Raw genomic sequence first — 21,926 nt, 5'->3', positions numbered from 1 at the left:
TTTTCGCCTCGGCGGCCAAATCCTCGACAAACAAAAACGGCGCTGCTGAATCATCAGCAGCGCCGTTTTTTCTTGCTGTCTTTTCGTTCTTGCAGTCTTTCAATCAGGGAGCTGGAGCAGGCTCCTTACCCTTTCATGAATTGCCGATCTTGCCTTCCAGTTCTTCCAGGTGACGGATAATGCGGTCGTTGTAACTGATCACAAGGAAAGGCACGTCCATTTCGTGCTGACGGGTGATGGAGTTACGCAGGAAGCGCCACTTGTTATTGATGTTGTCCATCAGAACGTAGTTGGACTTGGCATTGGCCTGGGCGCGCAGATCTTCCAGCTTGAATTCAAAATCAGAAGTCAGCTTCTGCATACTGGTCTGGTATTCATCGAGGAAGTTGGCGTCGTGATCCATCGACGCTGAAGCAGCGTATTGAGTGGTCATCTCCTGCAGCATCAGCGCCATTTCACGGGTGCGCTGCACCAGCGGATTAGTGTCGGAGTTACCAGCCAGCAGCTTGTAGAAGGAGCCGATCCGTTCGGTCAGGCTGGAGTTCAGGCGGGTCAGGTCATTGACCATTTCGACACTGGGGAAGCCCTGGTTCTGGATCAGGTTGCGGTTGCTGTTGAGTGAGTTGGTAAATGCCAGCCAGTCATTCTGGATACCGTTCAGCTCATTCTTGTGTTCGTTGCGGGAAGCATTTTCGATGGCTTTCTGCATCGCGGTTTCAAACGATTCAACGTCAGACTGCATGCGGCGGGCGTATTTGCGGTCTCCCTCGAGCCCGGTATACATGAAGAAGTCAGTCATGATGCCCACGGAAGCAAGACGCATGTGTTGCAGGTGAGTCATCAGTTGATCGGTAGCAGCGTTGGCTGAGAACGAGCAGATTAACAGGGTCAGGACAACCCCTGCGTGGCGAAGGATTTTTTTCATAGCGGCCTCTGTCTTTTTTATGATTATTTTATGTTTACCCGGCTACTTCTTGTGGTGCCTTGAGGAATAGCTTTGGCGTGCCTGGTAAGACAGCCCAGATCCCTTGGGTCATTCGATAGTAAGGCATTCCTGGCAGGATGTCCCGTTCTAATACATTGGTAGTAAGACTCAAAGGCGTGAATAGTGGCGTTTTTTATGAGGATTTGTGCAACAGCTCTCATTTGTTGCAATCCGGTTTTTTGAATTATTTAACGGTTCTTTTATGAATCGTTGAATGGTGACTTATGGGTAATGCAAGTGTTTGCCTGATGATTCAGGCTGCTGTGTTTGAACTGTGGTTGTTGCCTTGTACTCGAACAGCAGTCAGTGGATTTGGCTATTATCAGGCTATTGACTTTGTCCCCTGATTCAACGAAGGTACTTGCAGTTTCAAACGGTCGTATGAATCAATTGTTTGAATGATCAGGCTGTCGGTTTTGCCGCAGGGAGTGGGCGGAACGCAGCAAGACAGCAAAATAACAAGACTACTGCCTGCAACCGACGGGCAGTGCCAAAGCTAACCACACTTGGAGATCAGTTGATGATTTACGAAGGTAAAGCCATCACGGTAAGCATGATCGAAGGTGATATCGCCGAGCTGAAGTTCGACCTGCAAGGCGAATCCGTCAATAAATTCAACCGCGCTGCATTGCAGGAACTGGAGCAGGCGACTGCGGCCATTGCTGCTAACGAAGCTGTTAAGGGGGTGCTGGTCACTTCCGCCAAGGACAGTTTTATCGTCGGCGCTGATATCACCGAATTCGGCAGTTATTTTGCCGGTAGCGAAGACGCCATCATTGAATGGCTCGGTTATGCCAATGCTATCTTCAGTGCGGTAGAAGATCTGCCGGTGCCAACCCTGTCTGCCATCAACGGCATTGCACTGGGTGGCGGTATGGAAATGGTGCTGTCTACAGACATCCGCGTGATGGCTGACAGTGCCAAAATCGGTCTGCCGGAAGTCAAACTTGGCATCATGCCGGGCTTTGGCGGTACCGTACGTTTGCCACGGGTTATTGGTGCTGATAACGCCATCGAATGGATCTGCATGGGTAACGAGCAGAAAGCTGACAAGGCGCTGGCTGATGGCGCTGTGGATGCCGTTTTCCCGCTGGAAACCTTGCGCGACAACGCCATTGCAATGCTGAAGTCTGCTATTAGCGGTGAAATCAACTGGCAGCAACGTCGGGCTGAAAAGACCGGCAAGATGCAGCTGAATTCGATGGAAGCCATGATGGTGTTTGAAACCGCCAAGGGCTTTGTGATGGGCCAGACCAAGGGCCATTACCCGGCACCGATCATGGCCATCAAGACCATCCAGAAGCACTGCAGCATGACTCGGGACAAGGCGCTGGAGACCGAATCCAAAGGTTTCGCCACGCTGGCCAAGTCGACAGAAAGCCAGGCCTTGATCGGCCTGTTCCTGAACGACCAGCTGCTGAAGAAAAAAGCCAAGGAATACGACAAGCAAGCCAAACCAACCAAAAAGGCGGCCGTACTGGGTGCTGGTATCATGGGTGGTGGTATTGCCTATCAGAGTGCCTACAAAGGCACCCCAATCCTGATGAAGGATATCAACGAAGCCGGTATTGAGCTGGGTTTGTCTGAAGCCAACAAGCTGCTGTCGAAGCGGGTTGAAAAGGGCAAGATGACGCCAATGAAAATGGGTGAAGCCCTCAACCGTATTCGTCCAACCCTGAGCTACGGCGACTTCGGCGATGTCGATGTGGTTGTCGAAGCCGTGGTTGAGAATCCCAAGGTCAAGAAAGCGGTACTGGCGGATCTGGAAAATCAGGTCAGCGAAGACACCATTGTGACTTCCAACACCTCGACCATTTCCATTGACCTGCTGGCGGCTGACCTCAAGCGCCCTGAAAACTTCCTCGGTATGCACTTCTTTAACCCGGTACACATGATGCCGCTGGTGGAAGTGATCCGTGGTTCAAAAACTTCCGATGAAGCCGTTGCAACTGTGGTGGCCTATGCCAAGCAAATGGGCAAAACCCCGATTGTGGTGAACGACTGCCCGGGCTTCCTGGTAAACCGCGTGTTGTTCCCGTACTTCGCCGGTTTTGCGGCGCTGGTACGTGACGGTGCTGACTTCCAGCAAATCGACAAGGTGATGGAGAAGTTCGGCTTCCCGATGGGCCCGGCCTATCTGCTCGACGTGGTGGGTATCGACACCGGCGTGCACGCCAACGAAGTGATGGCGGAAGGCTTCCCGGATCGCATGAAGGCCGACTACAAGACTTCAATGGAAGTGATGTTCGAAAACGAGCGTTACGGCCAGAAGAACAACAAGGGCTTCTACAAGTACGAAAAAGATCGCAAGGGCAAGCCAAAGAAAGTGGCTGATGAAGTGGCCTATGAGCTGATCAAGCCTGTAGTGGCTGAAGCCAAAGACTACGATGCCGACGAAATCGTCGCCCGTTGCATGATTCCAATGTGTATCGAAATCGCTCGCTGTCTGGAAGAAAACATTGTTGCGACTCCGGCTGAAGCCGATATGGGTCTGATCTTTGGTATTGGCTTCCCTCCATTCCGCGGCGGTGCCTGTCGTTACATGGACACCGTTGGTTTGGCGGCATTTGTTGCCCTGTGTGACCAATACGCGCATCTCGGCAAGCTGTACCAGCCGACCGAACGCATGCGTGAAATGGCCGCCAAAGGTGAATCCTACTTCCCGCAAGCGGCAGCAGAATAAGAGCGAACCTGGAGATAAACATGACAACCCTGAATCCAAAAGACGTTGTAGTGATTGACGCGGTTCGCACACCGATGGGCCGTTCCAAAGGTGGCGTATTCCGCCACGTACGGGCAGAAACCCTGTCTGCAACCCTGATCGACGCCTTGTTTGACCGTAACCCGAATGTGCCGCCGAAGCTGGTGGAAGACATTATCTGGGGCTGTGTGAACCAGACCAAAGAGCAGGGCTTTAACGTTGCCCGCCAGATTGGTCTGCTGACCAAGGTGCCAAAAGAAGCCGGTGCCCAGACGGTTAACCGTCTGTGTGGTTCCGCCATGAGCGCTATTCATACTGCCGCCCAGGCGATCATGACTGGCAACGGTGATGTGTTTGTGGTCGGTGGTGTTGAGCACATGGGCCACGTGGAAATGACCCATGGTTTTGACCATAACCCGGCGTCTTCGAAACACTTCGCCAAGGCTTCCAACATGATGGGCCTGACTGCGGAAATGCTCGGCAAGATGCACGGTATTACCCGTGAGCAGCAAGACGCGTTTGCTGCCCGTTCTCACGCTCGTGCCCATCAGGCGACTCTGGATGGCAAGTTTAAAAATGAAATCGTGCCGGTTTATGGCCACGATGCCGATGGCAAACAGGTGCTGGTGACGGAAGACGAAACCATTCGTCCGGAAACCACCGCGGAAACCCTCGGCCAGCTGCGTCCGGCGTTTGATCCCAAGAATGGTACGGTGACCGCCGGTACCTCATCCCAGATCACCGACGGCGCTGCCGCCATGTTGCTGATGAGTGCCGAGAAAGCCGCAGAACTGGGCCTCAAGCCTCGTGCCCGGATCGTCTCTATGGCAGTTGCCGGTGTTGATGCCGCCATCATGGGTTACGGCCCGGTGCCTGCGACCAAAAAGGCGCTGAAGCGTGCCGGTCTGGAAACTACCGACATCGACTACTGGGAACTGAACGAAGCCTTTGCTGCACAGTCACTGCCGTGCATCAAGGATCTGAAACTGACCGAAATCGCCGACGAACGCATTAACGTCAACGGCGGCGCTATCGCGCTGGGTCACCCGCTCGGTTGCTCCGGCGCCCGCATTTCCACCACGCTGTTGAACGTGCTGGAAGACAAGGGTGGTCGTTACGGTGTTTCAACCATGTGTATTGGTTTGGGACAGGGTATCGCGACTGTTTGGGAACGACTGGACTGACGTCTGGGAGGTCGTCCTTGCTCCTGCGTTCCTGCGTGGGAGTACAGGTCTGCATTCTCATGTCGGAACATGGGCATGAGATAGCCCAGCTTTCAGGCGACAAACGTCGAGTAAACAAAAACCCCGCTGGCAACAGCGGGGTTTTTGTTTATAGCTTGCCGGAGTTTGACCGAATCAAACCCCAAACGGCGCAATGCCAATCAACATACCGTGCAGCCAGAACGCCACCGCTGCCCAACTCACCAGACCAGCAACCAGCGCGATCAGATCGCGAGCAATGCCCTGATGCTGGTAGGTCACGCCGTTTTTACGATCACGTTTGCGATGGACGATATAAGCCACGATGGACCAGGCCAGGATTGAGCCAAACAACAGCACATCGTGCAGACCGCCGTTGGCCAGCAGGTGAGCAAACGCCCAGGCCTTGATCGCTGCCAGTAACGGATGTCCGGTCTTGGCCTTGATCCAGGTGCCCGGAATATAGGCCGAAGCCAGCACAATAAACGCCATCAGCGTGAAGAGGGCAGCGATATGGCGGGTCCAGACCGGCGCGATCCACAACCAGGTCGGGCTCATACGAGCGTCACCATAGCCCTTAATAATCAGCAGCAGAGACACCAGTGCCAGTACGCCGTGCACGGCCTGATAGCTGGCTTTGCCCAGTTTCTGAATGGTTTGCTCACGCCAGCCGGGAGCTGCCAGCACAATGGAATGTACGCCAATAAAAATAATCAGGCCGATAATCAGCAAGGTCATCTGCAATCTCTATCTGTCGTTAGTGAATAAATCCGGCAGTCATCATCGGCCGTTAGGCCAACGAAATTCGGCCCATAGTAGCCATTGCCCGCCAACAGGGAAACCGCCAGTATCGACAGCCAGCCTGATAACTATCAGAGCGGTTGTTTCTGGCTATCTTGCTTTCAGATGCTCTGACTATTCATTCAGGCATGCCGCCAACAAGGATATCGCTTATGCCACTGGGACTTATAACAACGCTGGTGCTGATCGCTTTTGCAGCCAACTCGCTGCTGTGTCGTTGGGCGTTGCGGGAATACCAGTTTGATCCGGCCTTGTTCACGCTGGTGCGGCTGTGGTCTGGAGCCTTGATGCTGAGTCTGCTGTTACAGCTCAGTCGCCGCAGGTTGATAGCCACGCCGAGAGCTGCAAGCGCATTCTGGCAGCAACGGCGCAACTGGCTGCTGGCACTGACGCTGTTTGTGTATGCGGCGGGCTTTTCGGCCGCCTACGTGCAGCTGGATACCGGACTTGGTGCTTTTATCCTGTTTACCACGGTGCAATTGAGCCTGCAGGGCGTCAGCCTGATTCGAGGGGTTATTTATACACCGATGCAGATAGTGGGAATCCTGTTGGCGATGGCTGGCCTGGCCGGGCTGCTATTACCCGGCAGTGGTTCTGCTGAATTGCTGCCGGTGCTGCTGATGATTCTGGCGGGGTTGGGTTGGAGTGGTTTTGTGCTGCTGGGGCAGGGATCCTCTGCACCGCTGAAGGATGTTCAAACCGCCTTTGTGCTGGCTGCCGTGTTGGTGCTCAGCTTGATTCCGCTGGTGCAGTGGCAACAACCGATGCATTGGCAAGCCTGGGGGCTGGCCTTGCTGTCTGGTGGCGTAGCTTCCGGGATCGGTTATTTTGGCTGGTATCAGGTATTACCGCGGCTGGGATTACAGCTGGCAGCGCAATTACAGCTGCTGGTACCAGCACTGGCGGTGGTGATGGGAGCAATCGTCCTGCAGGAAACATTGAGTCTGGCGATGATTGGCGCCATGGCCATGATTGTGGTGGGGGTCTTTGTGGTATTGCGGTTCAAGAAAGCGGTCTGATGCCTTTTTAGGGGGGAGCTGAAGTCATTGCGATTGGCCATTTGGTAATAATAGATATTAAAAGATTCGTTGATTTATTGATCGATTCTTTATTAATAACCTTGTCGATATAATGGATATATCCTGACCATATGGTCGAATTCTATTTGTTTCTTGTTTTATAACACCACTCATAAGATGTTTAGGTGGCTGAAAAATGTTCACTTTTCCGGCTTTCCTGGCGGATAGACATTTCATTTTATGGCGTCTTTGGAACGCAAGAATTACTGTCTGGCTTTGTTGAGCGGGTTATTCCGGCCCAGGTCACGGAAGTCGTCCCTGATAATCGTAATATTCACCGGTTAACAGAATTGGCTGGTGGCTGATCGGGGGAGCTTATTTATACGATCCTGATAGGTTACAATTTCTTACAATGCTCCCGGATGTACGCGGAAGTAAGGTCTGATCAGCCTGCGGATCGTCAACGAATTTTGTAAAAATCAGCTGGCTGGGTGTTTTTCAGCCATAATTAATATGGTCAGACAGCAGGTCCGTAACACGTCGATATAACCTGATGGTTTACGAATGATTCGTTATGATGCATAAGTAGCTGTAATCTAATGTAATGAATGGATAGCCTTTGCCAGCAGACCTGGCAGAGGCAAACGATGAACAGGGTTTTGGTCGTGAGGAAAAAGACATGGCGTTTGTAGTCGCCGAGAGCCTGGCAGAACAAATTGCCAACCATCTGGCAAGCCGAATTATTCAGGGCGAAATGGTCAACAATGAGCGTATTCAGGAAGCCCGCATCGTTAACGAGCTGCAGGTCAGTCGTGGTTCCGTGCGTGAAGCGCTGCTGATTCTGGAACGTCGCCATCTGATTACCATTTTGCCGCGTCGTGGTGCCTTCGTAACCGAACTCAATGCCGAGCGGGTACGTGGTCTGTATCGGCTGTATGGCAACTTGCTGGAAATGCTGGCCGAAAAACTCAGCTGGAGCTGTTCCGACAGTGATCGCCAGCAGTTGTCCGGCCTGACTGACAAGTTGCGCAAGTCGGCGGCCGTACATGATGAAAACCTGTTTATTGAAGCCAACTTCGAATTGATCAGTAATGCCGCTGAAGTGGCCGACAATGAATATCTGACTACTGCGCTGGAGAACCTGCGACCACCGGTACAGCGGGCGCTGGCGCTGGCGGTTCGCAATAACCTCAGTGAGATGGATGAAACCACCTCCTTTATGGCAAATCTGGTGGATTTCGCGCTGGGCGATCAAATCGACAAGGTCTCTGAACTGGTTAATGGCTATTTCAAACGCCATAGCGCGCTGGTCATACAAGCCATTCAGGACCAGAGCGGAACCGCATCTCGCTAACTCCACCTGACCCATATTCAAGCTGATACTTCATGGTTATGATACCGGGCTTCTAAAGTAGCCCGGTGAACTGATTTCCCATGCGCCTCAAGGCCATCAAGCTTTCTGGTTTCAAGTCATTTGTCGATCCAACCACGGTCAGTTTTAACACCAATATGACCGGTATTGTTGGACCCAATGGCTGCGGCAAATCCAACACGATTGATGCCGTGCGCTGGGTAATGGGTGAAAGCTCGGCCAAATACCTGCGTGGCGATGCCATGACGGACGTTATTTTTAACGGTTCGTCGGAACGCAAGCCGGTTGGTAAAGCCAGCGTTGACCTTATCTTTGATAATTCCGACCGTACCTTGCGTGGCGAATACGCCGCCTATAACGAAATCAGTGTGCGTCGACAGGTCACCCGAGACGGTCAGTCGAACTATTTCCTCAACGGTGCCCGCTGTCGCCGTAAAGACATCACCGACCTGTTCCTCGGCACAGGCCTTGGACCGCGTTCCTACGCCATCATTGAACAGGGCATGATTTCGCGGCTGATTGAAGCCAAGCCGGACGAATTGCGGGTTTACGTTGAAGAAGCGGCAGGGATTTCCCGTTACAAGGACCGCCGCCGTGAAACCGAAAACCGCATGCGGCGGACGATGGAAAACCTCGAACGCCTGCAGGATATTCGTGATGAGCTTGAACGGCAGTTGGGACACCTGCAACGGCAGGCCGATGCTGCTGAAAAATACAAGGCATTAAAAACCGAAGAGCGGCAAAAGAAGGCCCAGCTGCAAGCACTGAAATGGCAGCTGCTGGATCAGGACTACCGCCAGCGCGAATTACAAATTGCCCAGCATCAGACGCGCATGGACGAGCATCAGGCGCGTCAGACTCATATCGATGCCGAAAATGAATCCCTGCGACTGCAGCAGCAGGAGCGTAACGACGACTTTCAGACTCATCAGGGGCGTTTTTACGAAATCGGTGCCCGTATTGCCCGCCAGGAACAGAAGATTGAGCACCAGTCGCAAATGTCGCTGGAACTCGATCGTAACCTGCAGGAAGCCGAGCGTCAGATTCTCGAATTACAACAGTCGATAGAATCCGACCAGTTCGAGCTGGAGCAATTGCAAAATAGCTCGTTTGATCTGGACCTTGAACAGGAACTGCTGCGCGAACAGCTGGAACAGGCCCGGCTGGAACTGGAAGACGTCGAGCTGGCGCAATCCCGCTGGCAAGACCAGTGGCAACAATTTACCCAGCGAGCCGGTGAACCGGCGCGCCAGGCGGAAGTTGCGCAAACCCGTATTCAGTCGCTGGAACAGCAACTGCTGCGGCTGGATCAGCAGATCCAGAAACTGCAGGCCGAAAAACAACAGCTGCTGGATAATCCGGAGCTGGAAGAAATTGAACTGCTGGCCGAAGAGGTCAGTGAGTTTGAGTTGCAGTCAGAAGAACAGCAAATGCGAGCCGAGCAGGCTCGAGGCCAGCTTGAAACGGCGCGTGCCCATATTGAAGAGCAACGTCGGCAGGTGACTGCCGGGCGTGAGCAACTGAGTCAACTCAGCAGCCGTAAAGCCACGCTTGAAGCCTTGCAGAAAGCGGCATTGGGGCAAAGTAACGAAGCTGTCGCACGCTGGCTCGAAACTCACCAGCTGGCTCGCGCGCCACGACTGGCGCAGCATCTGCAGGTTGAGAGTGGCTGGGAACAAGCGGTAGAGGTGGTACTGGACGACCAGCTGCACGCACTGCTGGTGGATGATTTGCCACACGCAGCCCAGTGGCTCAAAAGCCTCAAAGAAGGCCGACTGGTATTGCGGGATAAAGCCGCAAGTAGCCAGCCGCCTGGCTCTTTGGCGAGTGATTCCCTGCTGCACAAGGTTAATGCCAGCCAGGACCTGTCTGATCTGCTGGCCAATGCCCGCTGTTGTGATTCGCTGGAACTGGCGCTGGCTCAACGCAGTCAACTGGCCCGGGGCGAATTCTGGATTACCCCGGATGGCAGTCGTATTGGCCGCCAGTGGGTGCGGGTCGCCCGGGCAGCGGAAGAGCAGGGCAGCCTGCTGGCCCGTCAGCAAGAGCTGGAATTACTCCACGATCAGTGGGACCAGCTCGATATGGACGTCGAGGAGTGGGAAGCGGAACTGGAATCGGCGCAATTACGACTGCACAGCCAGGAACAGCAGCGGGAAGCCGCCCAGCGGGAGTGGCAACAAGCCAGCCAGCAGTTAACCCAGCTGAAATCCCAGCTGGCTGCCAAACAGGCGCGAGCGGAACAATTTGGCCAGCGGCGTGAACGCATCGACGCCGATCTCGAAGAAGCCAGTGAACAGCGGCTGTTACAACAACAGGAAGTTGAAGAACTGCGAATCGAACGCCAGCTGGCTCACGACGCCATTGAGACTCACGCCGACGAGCGAGACCAATTGCTGCAGCAACAAAGTGATCTCAAGCTACAATTGGAAGACGCACGGGCGTTAGTACAGCAACAACAGCAAAACTGGCATCAGTTCGAACTGGGCCAGCGGGAAAGCAGCAGTCGCAAACAGGCGCTGGAAACGGCCCTGCAGCGGCTTGAACTACAATTGCAGCAATGGCGTCAGCGCCGTCAGCTGGTACTCGATAGTCAGCAGCAGGATCACACCGCCGACCTGCAATTATTAAAAGAAGAATTGCAGGAAATGCTCGAACAGCGGCAACAGGCGGAGCTGCAGATGCAGGACGCCCGACGCCTGCTGGATGAAACCGAAGCGCGGATGCGTCAGCTTGAAAACGAACGCAGTCGGCAGGAACAGCTGATTCTCGAAATTCGTAACCAGCTCGAAGCGGTGCGGATGGAATGTCAGGCACTGGATATTCGTCGGCAGGCTCTGATCGAACAGTTGCAGGAAGAAAAACTGACGCTGAAAGACGTGCTGGAAAACATGCCGGAAGAAGCGGCAGTAGAGCGTTGGCAGCAGGATCTTGAAGATATTGCCGAAAAAATTCGTCGACTTGGCAACATCAACCTGGCCGCGATTGATGAATACAAGGTGCAATCGGAACGCAAAACCTATCTGGATGCCCAGCACGCCGATCTTGAGACGGCGCTGGCAACGCTGGAAAATGCGATCCATAAAATTGACCGCGAGACCCGTACCCGTTTTAAAGAGACCTTTGATAAAATTAACGCTGGTTTAGCAGAACTGTTTCCAAAGGTCTTCGGTGGTGGTCACGCCTGGCTTGATCTCACTGATGAAGACATGCTGGTGACCGGCGTAGCGATTATGGCGCGGCCACCGGGCAAGAAAAACAGCACCATCCACCTGTTGTCGGGTGGTGAAAAGGCACTCACCGCGATTGCGCTGGTATTTTCTATTTTCCAGCTCAATCCGGCACCGTTTTGTATGTTGGATGAAGTAGATGCACCGCTGGACGATGCTAACGTCGGCCGTTATGCCCGATTGGTTAAGGCAATGTCAGAAAAGGTCCAGTTTATTTACATTACGCATAACAAAATTGCGATGGAGATGGCATCTCAGCTTATGGGGGTGACCATGCAGGAACCTGGCGTTTCACGACTTGTCTCGGTCGATGTGGAAGAAGCGGCAGAAATGATTGACCAATAAAAACGAACTGCGCTGCAGGGCCTTGTTATCGGATGACTGCTACACCCATCCGGCCCGGCTGGCAATGAAGAGGACATTATGGAACTGAGTTGGCGAACTGTGATGATTCTGCTGGGGTTACTGGCAGTGGTCATCGTTGTACTGGATGGTATCCGGCGGATGCGCCGTGCCCGTGCGGAAGCACTCAAGCTGGATATCAGCAAGGACTTCAAATTTCCGGACAAGGACTCCAACCCTGAACTGCCAAGTGGTGGTTTTCGGGTCAAGGGTGGTGCTGCCGCTGACGCGACACCGGCGGACGTGAACCGCGAACAAGCCAAGCCCACCATTGAACTGCCAAAAGCGGCAACCAGGCCGGTGAGTAAGCCGGCACCACGGCCAGCAGCAGCTGTTAATGTGGCGACAGTTGCTGACAGCTATAAGGTTGACGGTTTCGAAGAACTCGGTGAAGTGCGGGTACGTACCGGTGCTGACAAATCGGCGGATGCCAGCGAACGGGATGTGCCGCAGGATGACATCCTTGAACCCACATGGAGTGAGACGCTGGATCAGCCTTTGTCTACGCAACCAGACTCATCAGAAATCGCTGATGACGATCCGCGTTTTCAGGAAGACATTCAGTCCTGGCTGAACACCCGTACTCGTGAAATTGAAGAGGAACTGTTGCCACTGCAGCAAACGGCTTCGATTATTCCGCGTGCCAAACCGGTTAACCTGGACGAAGAAGTACCTGTACTGATGGCAGTAGAAACCCTCGGTGACCGTGAAGTGGTGATCGAAGACGATCAACTGCAGCAACCGGTTGCGAAGGCTATTGATGCTGCGGAAGCAATGGCTGACAAAACCGCAGCAGAAGACGCTGAAGTTGCAGCACAAGGGCCGCATGACTGGGTCGCTGAAGAAGTCGAACAACCGACCCATATGGATGAAGAAATCGAACTGCAGGAAGAGCAGGGTGAAGACCAGGGTAGCGAACTGATCATCTATGCCGGTGACGATGCCGAACAGCTGTCCAGCCGCTCGCAAGCGGAAGTGGTACTGGTGATTCATGCCGTCGCCCGTGATGAAAACGGTTTCCCAGGCCGTTCCCTGTTACACCTGTTCGATGGTTGCGACCTGCGCTACGGTACTGAACGTATCTTCCACCGTTATGAAGAAGCCGATGGCAAAGGGCCGATCCAGTTCTCCATCGCCCAGACCTACGAACCGGGAGTGTTTGACCCGCGTACCATGGAAGACGAATATTTTGCTGGACTGACTTTCTTTATGAGTTTGCCGGGTGCCAAACGACCGTTGGAAGCCTATCAGGCGATGTCCGAGATGGCGCGGGTACTGGCGGATCATCTGGATGCCGACCTCAAGGACGGCACCCTCAGTACCTTCAGCAAACAAACTACTGAACACGATCGTCAGCAGATTCAGGAATACGAACGTCGCCAGGCCTTGCTGGCGAAAAAGCAGGCCGCCGGCCGCCGTCGCTAGTTCTGCTTGCAGGATCCATCTATTGAACGCCGCCGCCAGTTGCTGAGGATCAGCACTGGCGGCGTTAGCAAATGCCAGGAAATACCGCCCCATGTGCTCTGCCACTGTCTCCGCCGCCGAACGTATCGACGCCCTGCGCCAACAGATCAACGACCATAACTATCGTTATTACACGCTCGATGAACCTTCGATCCCGGATGCTGAATACGATCGCCTGATGCGTGAGCTACAGGCGCTGGAAGCCGAACATCCTGAGCTGGTCAGTAGTGATTCGCCGACCCAGCGCGTTGGTGCTGCACCGCTGTCTGCTTTCGATGAAGTGCAACATGAGTTGGCCATGCTGTCGCTCGACAACGCCATGAACGAAGAAGAGTTCCGGGCTTTTTACCAGCGTGTGCAGGACCGCCTGAAAACCAGCGATGAAATCGAACTGGCGTTCGAACCCAAGCTCGATGGACTGGCGGTCAGCCTGTTGTACGAACAGGGCAAACTGGTACGGGCGGCGACTCGTGGCGATGGCACGACTGGCGAAGACATTACCCAAAACGTCCGTACCATTAAAAACGTACCTCTACTGCTCAATGGTACTGTGGGTGAGGGGGTACCAGAGCGCATCGAGATTCGTGGTGAAGTCTATATGCCGAAAGCCGGTTTTGATGCCTGGAACGACAGGGCACGCGCAGCCGGTGAAAAGGTGTTCGCTAACCCGCGTAACGCTGCGGCGGGCTCATTGCGTCAACTGGACTCTCGTATCACCGCCAAACGGCCGCTGGAGTTTTGCGCCTATAGTGTGGGTGTGGTTTCGGAAGAATTCACTCTACCGGCGACCCACCGTCTGGTGCTGGACCAGATTCGCGACTGGGGTGTCAAGATCAACCCGGAAACCCGGGTCGCCGTCGGTGTTGAAGCCGCATTGGAATGCTACCGTGCGTTAGGTGAAAAACGCATGAGCCTGGATTATGAAATCGACGGCTCGGTATTCAAGGTCAACTCTCTGGCCTTGCAGCAGCAACTGGGTTTTGTTGCTCGCGCCCCGCGCTGGGCGATAGCCTTTAAATTCCCCGCAGTGGAACAAATGACTCGCTTGTCCGGTGTCGATTTTCAGGTTGGCCGTACCGGTGCCCTGACCCCGGTTGCCCGACTCGATCCTGTTCAGGTAGCCGGTGTGGTTGTCAGCAACGCCACCCTGCACAACATGGATGAAATCGAGCGTCTTGGCGTACGGATTGGTGACATGGTGATTATTCGCCGTGCCGGTGACGTGATTCCGCAAGTGGTCTCTGTGGTTGTTGAACAGCGCCCTGAAATCACCGAAGCAATTGAGATGCCGGCTGCCTGCCCGGTGTGCGACTCGTTGGTCGAACGGGTGGAAGGTGAAGCGGTTGCTCGTTGTACAGGTGGCCTTGTCTGCGCTGCGCAACGCAAGGAAGCCATCAAACACTTCGCCTCCCGCAAGGCGCTGGATGTAGAAGGCCTGGGCGACAAACTGGTCGACCAGCTGGTTGAAGCCAGCCTGATTGATTCCGTTGATGATCTTTTCCACCTGACGCTGGAGCAGCTGTCCGGGCTCGAACGGATGGGCGAAAAATCCGCCCGTAACGTACTCGACGCTCTTGAAAAAGCCAAAGCGACCACATTGGGACGGTTCCTCTACGCACTGGGGATTCGTGAAGTTGGCGTGGTTACCGCCCAGAATCTCGCCATTCATTTTGGCTTCCTGCAACGCATTATGGACGCCTCACTGGAGCAACTGCTGGCGGTGCCGGACGTTGGTGAAGTGGTGGCCAAACACCTGCTGAACTTCTTCAGCGAAGCCCATAACCGTACTGTGATTGAACAGCTGCAAAAAGCGGGTGTGCATTGGCAGGAAGCTGAACCGGTCGCCGCCGCTGAAGGCGAGCTACCACTTGACGGTCAGGTGGTGGTGATCACCGGCACGCTGTCAGCGTTAACCCGCGACGAAGCCAAACAACACCTGCAAACCCTCGGTGCCAAGGTCACCGGCAGCGTCTCCGCCAAAACCGACTTCCTTGTTGCCGGAGAAAAAGCCGGTTCCAAGCTGACCAAAGCCAACCAGCTCAATGTCGACGTCAAAGACGAAGCGGCACTGCTGGCGTTGCTGGCAGAGCACGGGATTGTGATTGAAGGCTGACTTATTGCCTGAACGCCTGGTTAACAAAAAGCCCCTGCTAGCAATAGCCGGGGTTTTTTGTTGTCAGAGAGAGAACGGTGGTTCTTGATCAAGATGGATAAAGCCCTGCAATCTCATCTCCTCCAACCCCATTTCCAGCAATCCCGCCATTTCCTGGCCTTTTTTTAGCGCCTTGCTTGCGCACTTCTTCCAGTAACTGCAGCAGCTGACGGCCGTTCAGTTCTGTGCCTTCGGCAGTGCCTGCAAACAGCGCCTGATCGAGCAGGTTAAGTTGCTGGGCCAGGTGAGGGTTTTGTTGGCTGAGCTGGTCAGGGCTGTGGATTCCCAGCTGTTTGCCTTCGCTGTTTAACCAGCCTTGCAGGGCCTGATGAATGGCGGCTGCATTGTTGCTTTCACAGGCTTTTTTGAGGTCTTGCCAGTTCATGCCGCTGTGAGGTTGGTCGGCTGTTTCAGTCGCCACTGGTGCCGGACGACGACGAGTTGCCAGCAAGATGATCACCATCAGCCAGCCGAGCGCAGCGAGTGCCCAGCCAAGCCAGAACAACCAGCCGGGTTGTGTGTTTGTTGAGACAGCCGCAGGGTTGGTCGTGGATTGGTTCAGGGCTGCTGGCGTGGGAGTTGCCGACATTTGCGCTGCTGGCGGTGGAATCTGATTCTGAGCTGCTGTGCTGTTGTTGCTCGTTTGCTGATTCGGGTTGGCCAGAATGCTGACGGTTTTGGCCGGGATCACGGCATATTCAAGCTTGTTGAGTTTGGTGTTCCACCAGGGAATCCGCACTTCCGGCAAGGTGATGTTCCCCGTGCGGGTAGGTACCAGCGCCATTGGCTGGCGGAAAGTTCCGGCGATGCCTGCGTTGGTGGTTTGATCCTGTTGCACGGATTGATCCGGGTATTGTTTGAGGCCATCCGGAATCGGCAAATTCGGCAAGACGATCTGGTTGGCTGACAGTCCCTGGGTCTGGATTACCAGGGTGCGGGTGATTGGGTCGCCGACTTTCCATTCATGTGGATCAGCACTGAATTCTTCTTTCAGGGTCAGCTTTTCTGCCGGTAACCAGGGAGCGGTGGGGTACTCTGCCGGGATGGGTTTGACGTCCAGCGTAATGGGCTTGGTCACCGCTGAAATCATCTGGCGACGGCCGTTCCAGGGCTGACTGGGGTCCGGCATGATGGTGGCCATGGCCTGAAAACGCTGGCCGGGAATCACCAGCTTGCCCGCTTTTTCTGGCTGGATCAGATAGTCCCGTTCGTAAACACCGACCTTTTCACCATCCACTACGGATACGTAATTGCGTGGTTCGCCCAGAGGTTCAACTCTGGCATCTTCCACCTCCAGATCAGACAGATCGGCATCACGGTGATTTACCCGGTAGTAGAGTTTTTCGGTGTAGAGAATCTGGCCCTGAACGTAATAGGCCGGTTGCTCACTGATATTGATGTCGAAAAATGCCAGCTTGCTGGATTGCTCGCGGACTGCAGCAGACATGGGCTTGACGGTGATGTCGATGCTGTTACTGGCCAGATCATCAACCTGCAACGAAGGGATTTTCAGCTGGCCGGTGCGTTTCGGCAGCAGTGTCAGTGTCCATTCGGTGCTGGAGCTGGACTGGCCGTTAATTGAGCGCATGCTGTTCAACCGACTGGGGCCACCGACAATATCAAAATCCTTGCGCAGCGGCGCGAAGTCCGGTGATGCCATCAATACCTGTGGGCTGTAGGTCAGTGTCAGCTGCAGGGTTTCCTGTTCCGACAACATGGCACGGTCAACGGCGGCGGTGAAGCTGTCGGCAGCCTGAGCAGACACGGTCAGCAGCGTCAGCAGCACGGCCGTTAGCCACACTGATGTACGTTTCGCTGTTGCGGTGCCAGACTCCAGCCAGTGGAAAAGCGGAGACAAAGCTCGGGTTACCATAAAACATCCTCGTTATCGTCAGGTTGCTGGGCTTGGCGGGAATACTGGTACAGGAATTTGCGTTTCAGCAGTTCACCGGGCTGGTCAGGCACGCGGTTAAGCCATTGGCGCAGGTGCGCCTGCTGTTCTGGTGTCAGGTCTTTCAGGCTGTCTTCCGGAATATCACCGAGCATGGCCCGGGGTTGGGAATCCTGGCCATCCCCTTGCTGATTGTCTTGCTGTTGATTGCCTTGTTTAGCTTGGGACTGCTCAGCTTGTGGGTCTTGTTGATCAGCATCTTGCTGCTGGCCGTTTTCTGAATCCTTGTCTTTGTTCTGGTCGCCGCTGGCCTGTTCTTGCTGCTGTTGCAGACGCTGCTGGAAGGCTTCGTCGTCCTGTTGCTGATTTTGGCCTGACTGACCACTCTGATGGTTCTGATCAGACGACTGCGAGCTGTCCTGGTTTTGTGAGTCGGGGTTTTGGGAGTCTTGCTGACCCTGTTCACCTTGCTGGTTCTGCTGATTTTGACCGGACTGGCCCTGCTGATTTTGCTGGGAACCGTCCTGCTGTTGCTGGTTATCCTGCTCGCCGTTCTGGTTCTGATCGCCGTTCTGGTTCTGATCGCCGTTCTGGTTTTGCTGCTGTTGCTGCTTTTTCAGGGCTTCTTCAACGACCTTGCGGTTGTTTTGGGCGTCTTGCATATCCGGCTGTTGTTTCAAGGCTTCGTCATAAGCCTGCAGGGCTTGCTGATATTTGCCTTGCTGGGCCAGCGCGTTGGCGCGGTTGTACTGGCCGCTCGCTGAATGGTCGTTAGCAAAGGCCTGGGCGGCGGCTTCGTAGTCGCCCGCACGGTAGGCGGCGGTGCCTTTCCAGGATGGGTCTTCAAAGGTGCGGGCCGCGGCGGCCGGATCGCTTTCCAGCAGTTGGGCACCTTGCTGGTCGGGGGTGGCCCAGAGGTTATTCCATTGACTGGCGGATGCTGCCGGGGAGTCTTCTGCTGCCATCACCTCAGGCGAGTGAGCCAACAACGGCAACAACAAAATACCAACCAACAAGCTCGCCAGCACACCACGGCGGAATGCCAACAGTGCCAGTGGGATCAGCAGCGGAATCAGCCAGAAACCTTCATCCTGCCATTGGTCCATATTTGGCGACGGGCTGCTGTCGGCGGCCTCCGCGTTGTTGTTGTCGGTGGCTTCCGCGCCGTGCACCAGCGACTGCCAGTCATCATCCATCAAGCTGATCATGCGCCATGGGATACCCACTTCACTGTGTAATTGCTGCAATGGTGCGGTATCCAGTTTCGGCAACACGATGGTGCCCTGACTGTCTTGCAGGAAACCGCCTTTCGGCAGCGGAATTGGCGCTCCCTGGCTGCTGCCCAGTGCAATCACGCCGAGCGAGAAGTGCGTTTTGTCGAGCACGCTGGCGATACGTTCACTGTCTTTTGACTGAATGCCATCGGTAATCAGCAGCAGGTCGGCGCGGTTGTGGCCGCTGTCGTGTACCAGTTGCTGGGCCAGCTGAATGGCGCGATCTGGCCGACTGCCCGGTGCTGGCATGATGTAGGGCGACAGCGCTGGCAGCAGGTTAATCACGGTACGGTTGTCGTTGGTGACCGGCGTGACGGTATGGGCATCACCGGCGTAGGCGACCATGGCGACCAGGCCATCACGACGGCTGTTAAGAATATCAGTGATCTTCTGTTTGGCACGTTCAGCACGGGACGGTTTGATGTCTTCTGCGGCCATTGAATACGACATGTCGAGCATGATCACCAGCACGTTCTGGTTCTTGTAGATCGGCTGTGGCAGCTGTTTCCAACTTGGCCCGGCGATGGCAATAACCGCCAGTAACCAGCCCAGGCTCAGCCACCAGTGGCTGCGGTTGTGTTGTTGTTCGGGGGCCTGTTCGATCATGTGTTCGAGTAACGCCGGGTCAATTGCCCGTTGCCATTGTTGCTGGCTCAGGCGGCGACGGCGTTGGCCAATAAACACAAATAGCAGCGGCAACAGCGCCAGCAGCCACAGCGGGCGAATAAAGTGAAAGGCTTCCAGCATGGTGTTTGCCATCAGTCAGTGAATCCTGTGCCAGAGCGGCCGCCGCTGAAGCCGGGCAGCCATTGCATCAGTGCCAATAACCCTGCCAGCAGCAGCGCGCTGGCCAGTGGCCATTGATAGAGGCTGTGCTGCGGGCGATACAATTCAGGGTCTTTTTCCGTCGGTTCGAGCTGGTCGATGAGGCCATAAATCTGCTGCAACTCTTCGTAGTTGCGGGCGCGGAAGAAAGCCCCGCCGGTCTTTTTGGCAATCGCGGTCAGGGTGCCTTCATCCAGATCCCGTGACGGGTTTACCTGTCGGCTGCCAAACAGGCTGTTGATCACCATTGAATCGGCTCCCAGGGCCACGGTATAGACCCGCACCTTGTTTTCAGCGGCGAGATCAGCGGCTTTTAACGGGTCGATTTCGCCTGCGGTGTTGGCACCGTCAGTCAGCAGGATTATGACCCGGCTTTCTTCCGGCTGGGCTAGCAGACGCTTGATCGACAACCCCAGTGCATCGCCGATGGCGGTGTTTTCACCGGCCAGACCTATCTGGGCTTCCATCAGGTATTGCCGCACGGTTTCTCGGTCGAAGGTCAGCGGCGCCTGTACGTAAGCGTTGGTACCAAACAGGATCAGCCCGAGACGGTCGCCGGAACGCTGGTCGATAAAGCCATTAACCACGTTTTTCACCGCTTTCAGGCGGTCGGTTTGCATCCCCTGAATGACCATGTCTTCCATTTGCATACTGCCGGAAATATCCACCGCCAATAACAGGTCGCGGCCGCTGGTTGGCACCGCAACCGCATCGCCCAGCTGATAGGGGCGAGCCAGTGCCGTGACCAGCGCCAGCCAGGCCAGACTGGCGATGATCAGTCGCAGACGGTTGTCGTTGGCGTCAGCGTGATCGTACTGCTGCAGATTGCTCCAGTCCTGCAAGTTGCTGACTCGCAATGCCGCCTGTTCGGTTTGCACAGGTTTGCTGAACCAGCGCATCAGCAGGGGCAGCGGTAGCAGTACAAAAGCCCAGAGCCAGTGCCACTGCAGTGATTCGAGCAGGCTCATCAAGGCTTCTCCTGTGCGGGGGCGGGCGTTGTCACGTCTGCCTGCTGCAGCCAGCCGACTGCTTGCTGATGCAATTGGGCCAGCTCCTCGTTGTTCAATAAATGTGGTGGTAGGTACAAACCTTCGCTGAGCAGCTGCAAGCTGCTGTCGCTGAACTGGCCCGGCTTGCAGGCTTGCAGCCATTGGCTCCAGTCGTTACCAAAATGACTCAGCCGGGCGGGCGCAAACTGGCGCGCGAACAGTTTCAGCACGGTTTGCAGCTGCACCAGATAATGCTGTGGCTGATCCGGTTGCTGCTGCAATGTTTGCCAGGCGCTGTCCAGCTGCTGCTGCAGTTGCTGACGGAACAGCTTGTCGTTAAAGCGTGGTTGCCGCTCTTTGGGTTGGTGGTGGTAAAACCACCAACCAATGGCGATGGCGGCCAACAGAATCAAGCCCGCCAGCAGCCACCAACCGGGGGCCAGTGGCCAGAATGAAACCGGCTCCGGCAGATGAATATCCGCCAGCGGTAGCGAACTTTGTGGGGTAGCTGCTGGTGCCATGGGGGCTACAGCCGCAGTGGGTGTGCTCACAGGATTCATGCCTTGCTCCTGCGTGATGCGGATTTCTTCTGGCCGCTGTTCAGCCCCATGCCGTTACGCAGCACTTCCAGAGGGTGTTCTGGTGTGGCCAGCTGAATCAGTGGCATCGCCAGCCGGTTCAGGTGTTCTTCCAGCAGCTGCTGTTTGTGTTGCCAGGCCTGTTGATAGAGCTGGCGCTGGCTGCTGTCGGTACGTAAGTGTCGGCGTTGTTGGCCATCGGTCAGCGCCATCCAGCCGAGGTCGGGTAATTCTGCCTCCAGCGGGTCACTGATCTGAATGGCGGTGAGGTCGCAGTGACGCCGTAATGGCGCCAGCCGGGCTTCGACCTGGCTGTCCATGCCGTGCCAGTCACTGACGATATAAATGGAGCTGCCGGGTTTGGCGACCCGTTTCAGGTGCATGCAAATATCCAGCAGTCGCTGATTGGCGGTGAGCGGTTGCTGCTCGTGTTGCTGTTTTTGCGCTGCTTTTTGTGCTGATTTTTGCTCTGCTTTTTGCGTTTCTCCGGGCTGCTGACAAGGGCTGAAGTCTGCCAGCGAATGAATCAGTTGCAGCATTTGTTTGTGGCCGGGGCGTGGCCGTAAGTCCAGTTCCTGCTGGTCGTTGAACAGCAAACAGCCGAGCCGGTCGCCTTCGTGGATCGCCGCCCAGCCCAGCAGCGCCAGCACTTCGGCGGCGACCAGTTGCTTGAGGGTGCGGCGAGTGCCGAAATTCATGCTGGAACGGAAGTCGCCAACCAGCAATACCGGCCGTTCACGTTCTTCCTGATACACCTTGATATGCGGCTGGCCGGTACGGGCGGTGACGCGCCAGTCCATTGCCCGGATATCATCGCCGGGCTGGTATTGGCGATTTTCGGCGTAGTCGAGACCACGACCACGAATGCTGGAAGTATGACCTCCGGCATTGGCGGCCAGGCGGCGCTGCTGCTTACGCAACGGCAGCCGGGCGGCCAGCTGGCCGAGGCCGATCAGCTTGCTGACGTCGAGTTTCGGGCCATGTTGAAACAGCTCAAATCCGAACACCTGCGGCAAGCGGGAATCCTGCACATTGCTCATG

General features: G+C 55.3%; 14 protein-coding genes. 7 read left to right on the top strand and 7 right to left on the bottom strand.

The genetic code is table 11. From position 1 onward, the window contains the following. Positions 1–133: 133 nt before the first annotated feature. Positions 134–925 carry a hypothetical protein gene (locus K6123_RS16095; protein WP_221799580.1) on the bottom strand — a complete coding sequence of 264 codons (792 nt, stop codon included), beginning with the start codon at positions 923–925 and terminating at the stop codon, positions 134–136. Positions 926–1,505: 580 nt separating this feature from the next. On the opposite strand from K6123_RS16095, the gene fadB reads away from it, so the two are divergent. After that, on the top strand, positions 1,506–3,668 hold the full coding sequence (gene fadB, locus K6123_RS16090; protein ID WP_221799578.1) for a fatty acid oxidation complex subunit alpha FadB: 2,163 nt from the start codon (positions 1,506–1,508) through the stop codon (positions 3,666–3,668). Between the two features lie 20 nt (positions 3,669–3,688). Further along, positions 3,689–4,870 carry an acetyl-CoA C-acyltransferase FadA gene (gene fadA / locus K6123_RS16085; protein WP_221799576.1) on the top strand — a complete coding sequence of 394 codons (1,182 nt, stop codon included), beginning with the start codon at positions 3,689–3,691 and terminating at the stop codon, positions 4,868–4,870. A gap of 174 nt (positions 4,871–5,044) precedes the next feature. Here fadA and K6123_RS16080 read toward each other — a convergent pair whose 3' ends face one another. Next, a complete protein-coding gene (locus tag K6123_RS16080; RefSeq protein WP_221799574.1) occupies positions 5,045–5,626 on the bottom strand; it encodes an NnrU family protein in 582 nt (193 codons plus the stop codon). Positions 5,627–5,841: 215 nt separating this feature from the next. Between K6123_RS16080 and K6123_RS16075 the strand changes: the two genes are divergently transcribed. From K6123_RS16075 to ligA, 5 genes are all read left to right on the top strand, one after another. Further along, a complete protein-coding gene (locus tag K6123_RS16075; RefSeq protein ID WP_221799572.1) occupies positions 5,842–6,708 on the top strand; it encodes a DMT family transporter in 867 nt (288 codons plus the stop codon). A 619-nt stretch (positions 6,709–7,327) separates the two neighbouring features. After that, on the top strand, positions 7,328–8,062 hold the full coding sequence (locus K6123_RS16070; RefSeq protein WP_221799570.1) for a GntR family transcriptional regulator: 735 nt from the start codon (positions 7,328–7,330) through the stop codon (positions 8,060–8,062). Between the two features lie 80 nt (positions 8,063–8,142). Next, positions 8,143–11,655 (top strand): chromosome segregation protein SMC, encoded by a 3,513-nt coding sequence (gene smc, locus K6123_RS16065; RefSeq protein ID WP_221799568.1) that lies wholly within the window; start codon positions 8,143–8,145, stop codon positions 11,653–11,655. 78 nt (positions 11,656–11,733) lie between these two features. Next, entirely contained in the window at positions 11,734–13,137 is a 1,404-nt protein-coding gene (locus tag K6123_RS16060) for a cell division protein ZipA (protein WP_221799566.1), read from the top strand. Between the two features lie 91 nt (positions 13,138–13,228). Beyond that, entirely contained in the window at positions 13,229–15,289 is a 2,061-nt protein-coding gene (ligA, locus tag K6123_RS16055) for an NAD-dependent DNA ligase LigA (RefSeq protein ID WP_221799564.1), read from the top strand. Between the two features lie 88 nt (positions 15,290–15,377). Here ligA and K6123_RS16050 read toward each other — a convergent pair whose 3' ends face one another. Genes K6123_RS16050 through K6123_RS16030 form a run of 5 tightly spaced genes read right to left on the bottom strand, consistent with a single transcriptional unit; the run spans position 15,378 to position 21,925 of the window. Then, positions 15,378–17,201, bottom strand: coding sequence for a BatD family protein (locus K6123_RS16050; RefSeq protein ID WP_221799562.1), 1,824 nt, complete (start codon positions 17,199–17,201; stop codon positions 15,378–15,380). After that, complete coding sequence (locus K6123_RS16045; protein WP_221799560.1) at positions 17,195–19,252, bottom strand: vWA domain-containing protein; 2,058 nt, start codon at positions 19,250–19,252, stop codon at positions 17,195–17,197. Before K6123_RS16045 ends, K6123_RS16050 begins: the two co-directional genes overlap by 7 nt. Then, a complete protein-coding gene (locus K6123_RS16040; protein ID WP_221799558.1) occupies positions 19,252–20,286 on the bottom strand; it encodes a vWA domain-containing protein in 1,035 nt (344 codons plus the stop codon). The genes K6123_RS16045 and K6123_RS16040 overlap by 1 nt, the downstream gene beginning before the upstream one ends. Beyond that, positions 20,286–20,867, bottom strand: coding sequence for a DUF4381 domain-containing protein (locus K6123_RS16035; protein ID WP_221799556.1), 582 nt, complete (start codon positions 20,865–20,867; stop codon positions 20,286–20,288). Before K6123_RS16035 ends, K6123_RS16040 begins: the two co-directional genes overlap by 1 nt. After that, complete coding sequence (locus K6123_RS16030; RefSeq protein WP_221799554.1) at positions 20,864–21,925, bottom strand: DUF58 domain-containing protein; 1,062 nt, start codon at positions 21,923–21,925, stop codon at positions 20,864–20,866. The genes K6123_RS16035 and K6123_RS16030 overlap by 4 nt, the downstream gene beginning before the upstream one ends. Between the last annotated feature and the right edge of the window lies 1 nt (position 21,926).

The organism is Oceanobacter mangrovi, from assembly GCF_019740315.1.
In the GTDB taxonomy this organism is placed as follows: Bacteria; Pseudomonadota; Gammaproteobacteria; order Pseudomonadales; family Oceanobacteraceae; genus Oceanobacter; species Oceanobacter mangrovi.
This window is presented reverse-complemented; position numbering and strand designations above follow the sequence as displayed.

Bases quoted from the DNA above. Each gene is read 5' to 3' on its own strand.
- K6123_RS16095 (WP_221799580.1), bottom strand. From the start codon at position 925: ATGAAAAAAATCCTTCGCCACGCAGGGGTTGTCCTGACCCTGTTAATC.
- fadB (WP_221799578.1), top strand. From the start codon at position 1,506: ATGATTTACGAAGGTAAAGCCATCACGGTAAGCATGATCGAAGGTGAT.
- fadA (WP_221799576.1), top strand. From the start codon at position 3,689: ATGACAACCCTGAATCCAAAAGACGTTGTAGTGATTGACGCGGTTCGC.
- K6123_RS16080 (WP_221799574.1), bottom strand. From the start codon at position 5,626: ATGACCTTGCTGATTATCGGCCTGATTATTTTTATTGGCGTACATTCC.
- K6123_RS16075 (WP_221799572.1), top strand. From the start codon at position 5,842: ATGCCACTGGGACTTATAACAACGCTGGTGCTGATCGCTTTTGCAGCC.
- smc (WP_221799568.1), top strand. From the start codon at position 8,143: ATGCGCCTCAAGGCCATCAAGCTTTCTGGTTTCAAGTCATTTGTCGAT.
- K6123_RS16060 (WP_221799566.1), top strand. From the start codon at position 11,734: ATGGAACTGAGTTGGCGAACTGTGATGATTCTGCTGGGGTTACTGGCA.
- ligA (WP_221799564.1), top strand. From the start codon at position 13,229: ATGTGCTCTGCCACTGTCTCCGCCGCCGAACGTATCGACGCCCTGCGC.
- K6123_RS16050 (WP_221799562.1), bottom strand. From the start codon at position 17,201: ATGGTAACCCGAGCTTTGTCTCCGCTTTTCCACTGGCTGGAGTCTGGC.
- K6123_RS16045 (WP_221799560.1), bottom strand. From the start codon at position 19,252: ATGGCAAACACCATGCTGGAAGCCTTTCACTTTATTCGCCCGCTGTGG.
- K6123_RS16040 (WP_221799558.1), bottom strand. From the start codon at position 20,286: ATGAGCCTGCTCGAATCACTGCAGTGGCACTGGCTCTGGGCTTTTGTA.
- K6123_RS16035 (WP_221799556.1), bottom strand. From the start codon at position 20,867: ATGAATCCTGTGAGCACACCCACTGCGGCTGTAGCCCCCATGGCACCA.
- K6123_RS16030 (WP_221799554.1), bottom strand. From the start codon at position 21,925: ATGAGCAATGTGCAGGATTCCCGCTTGCCGCAGGTGTTCGGATTTGAG.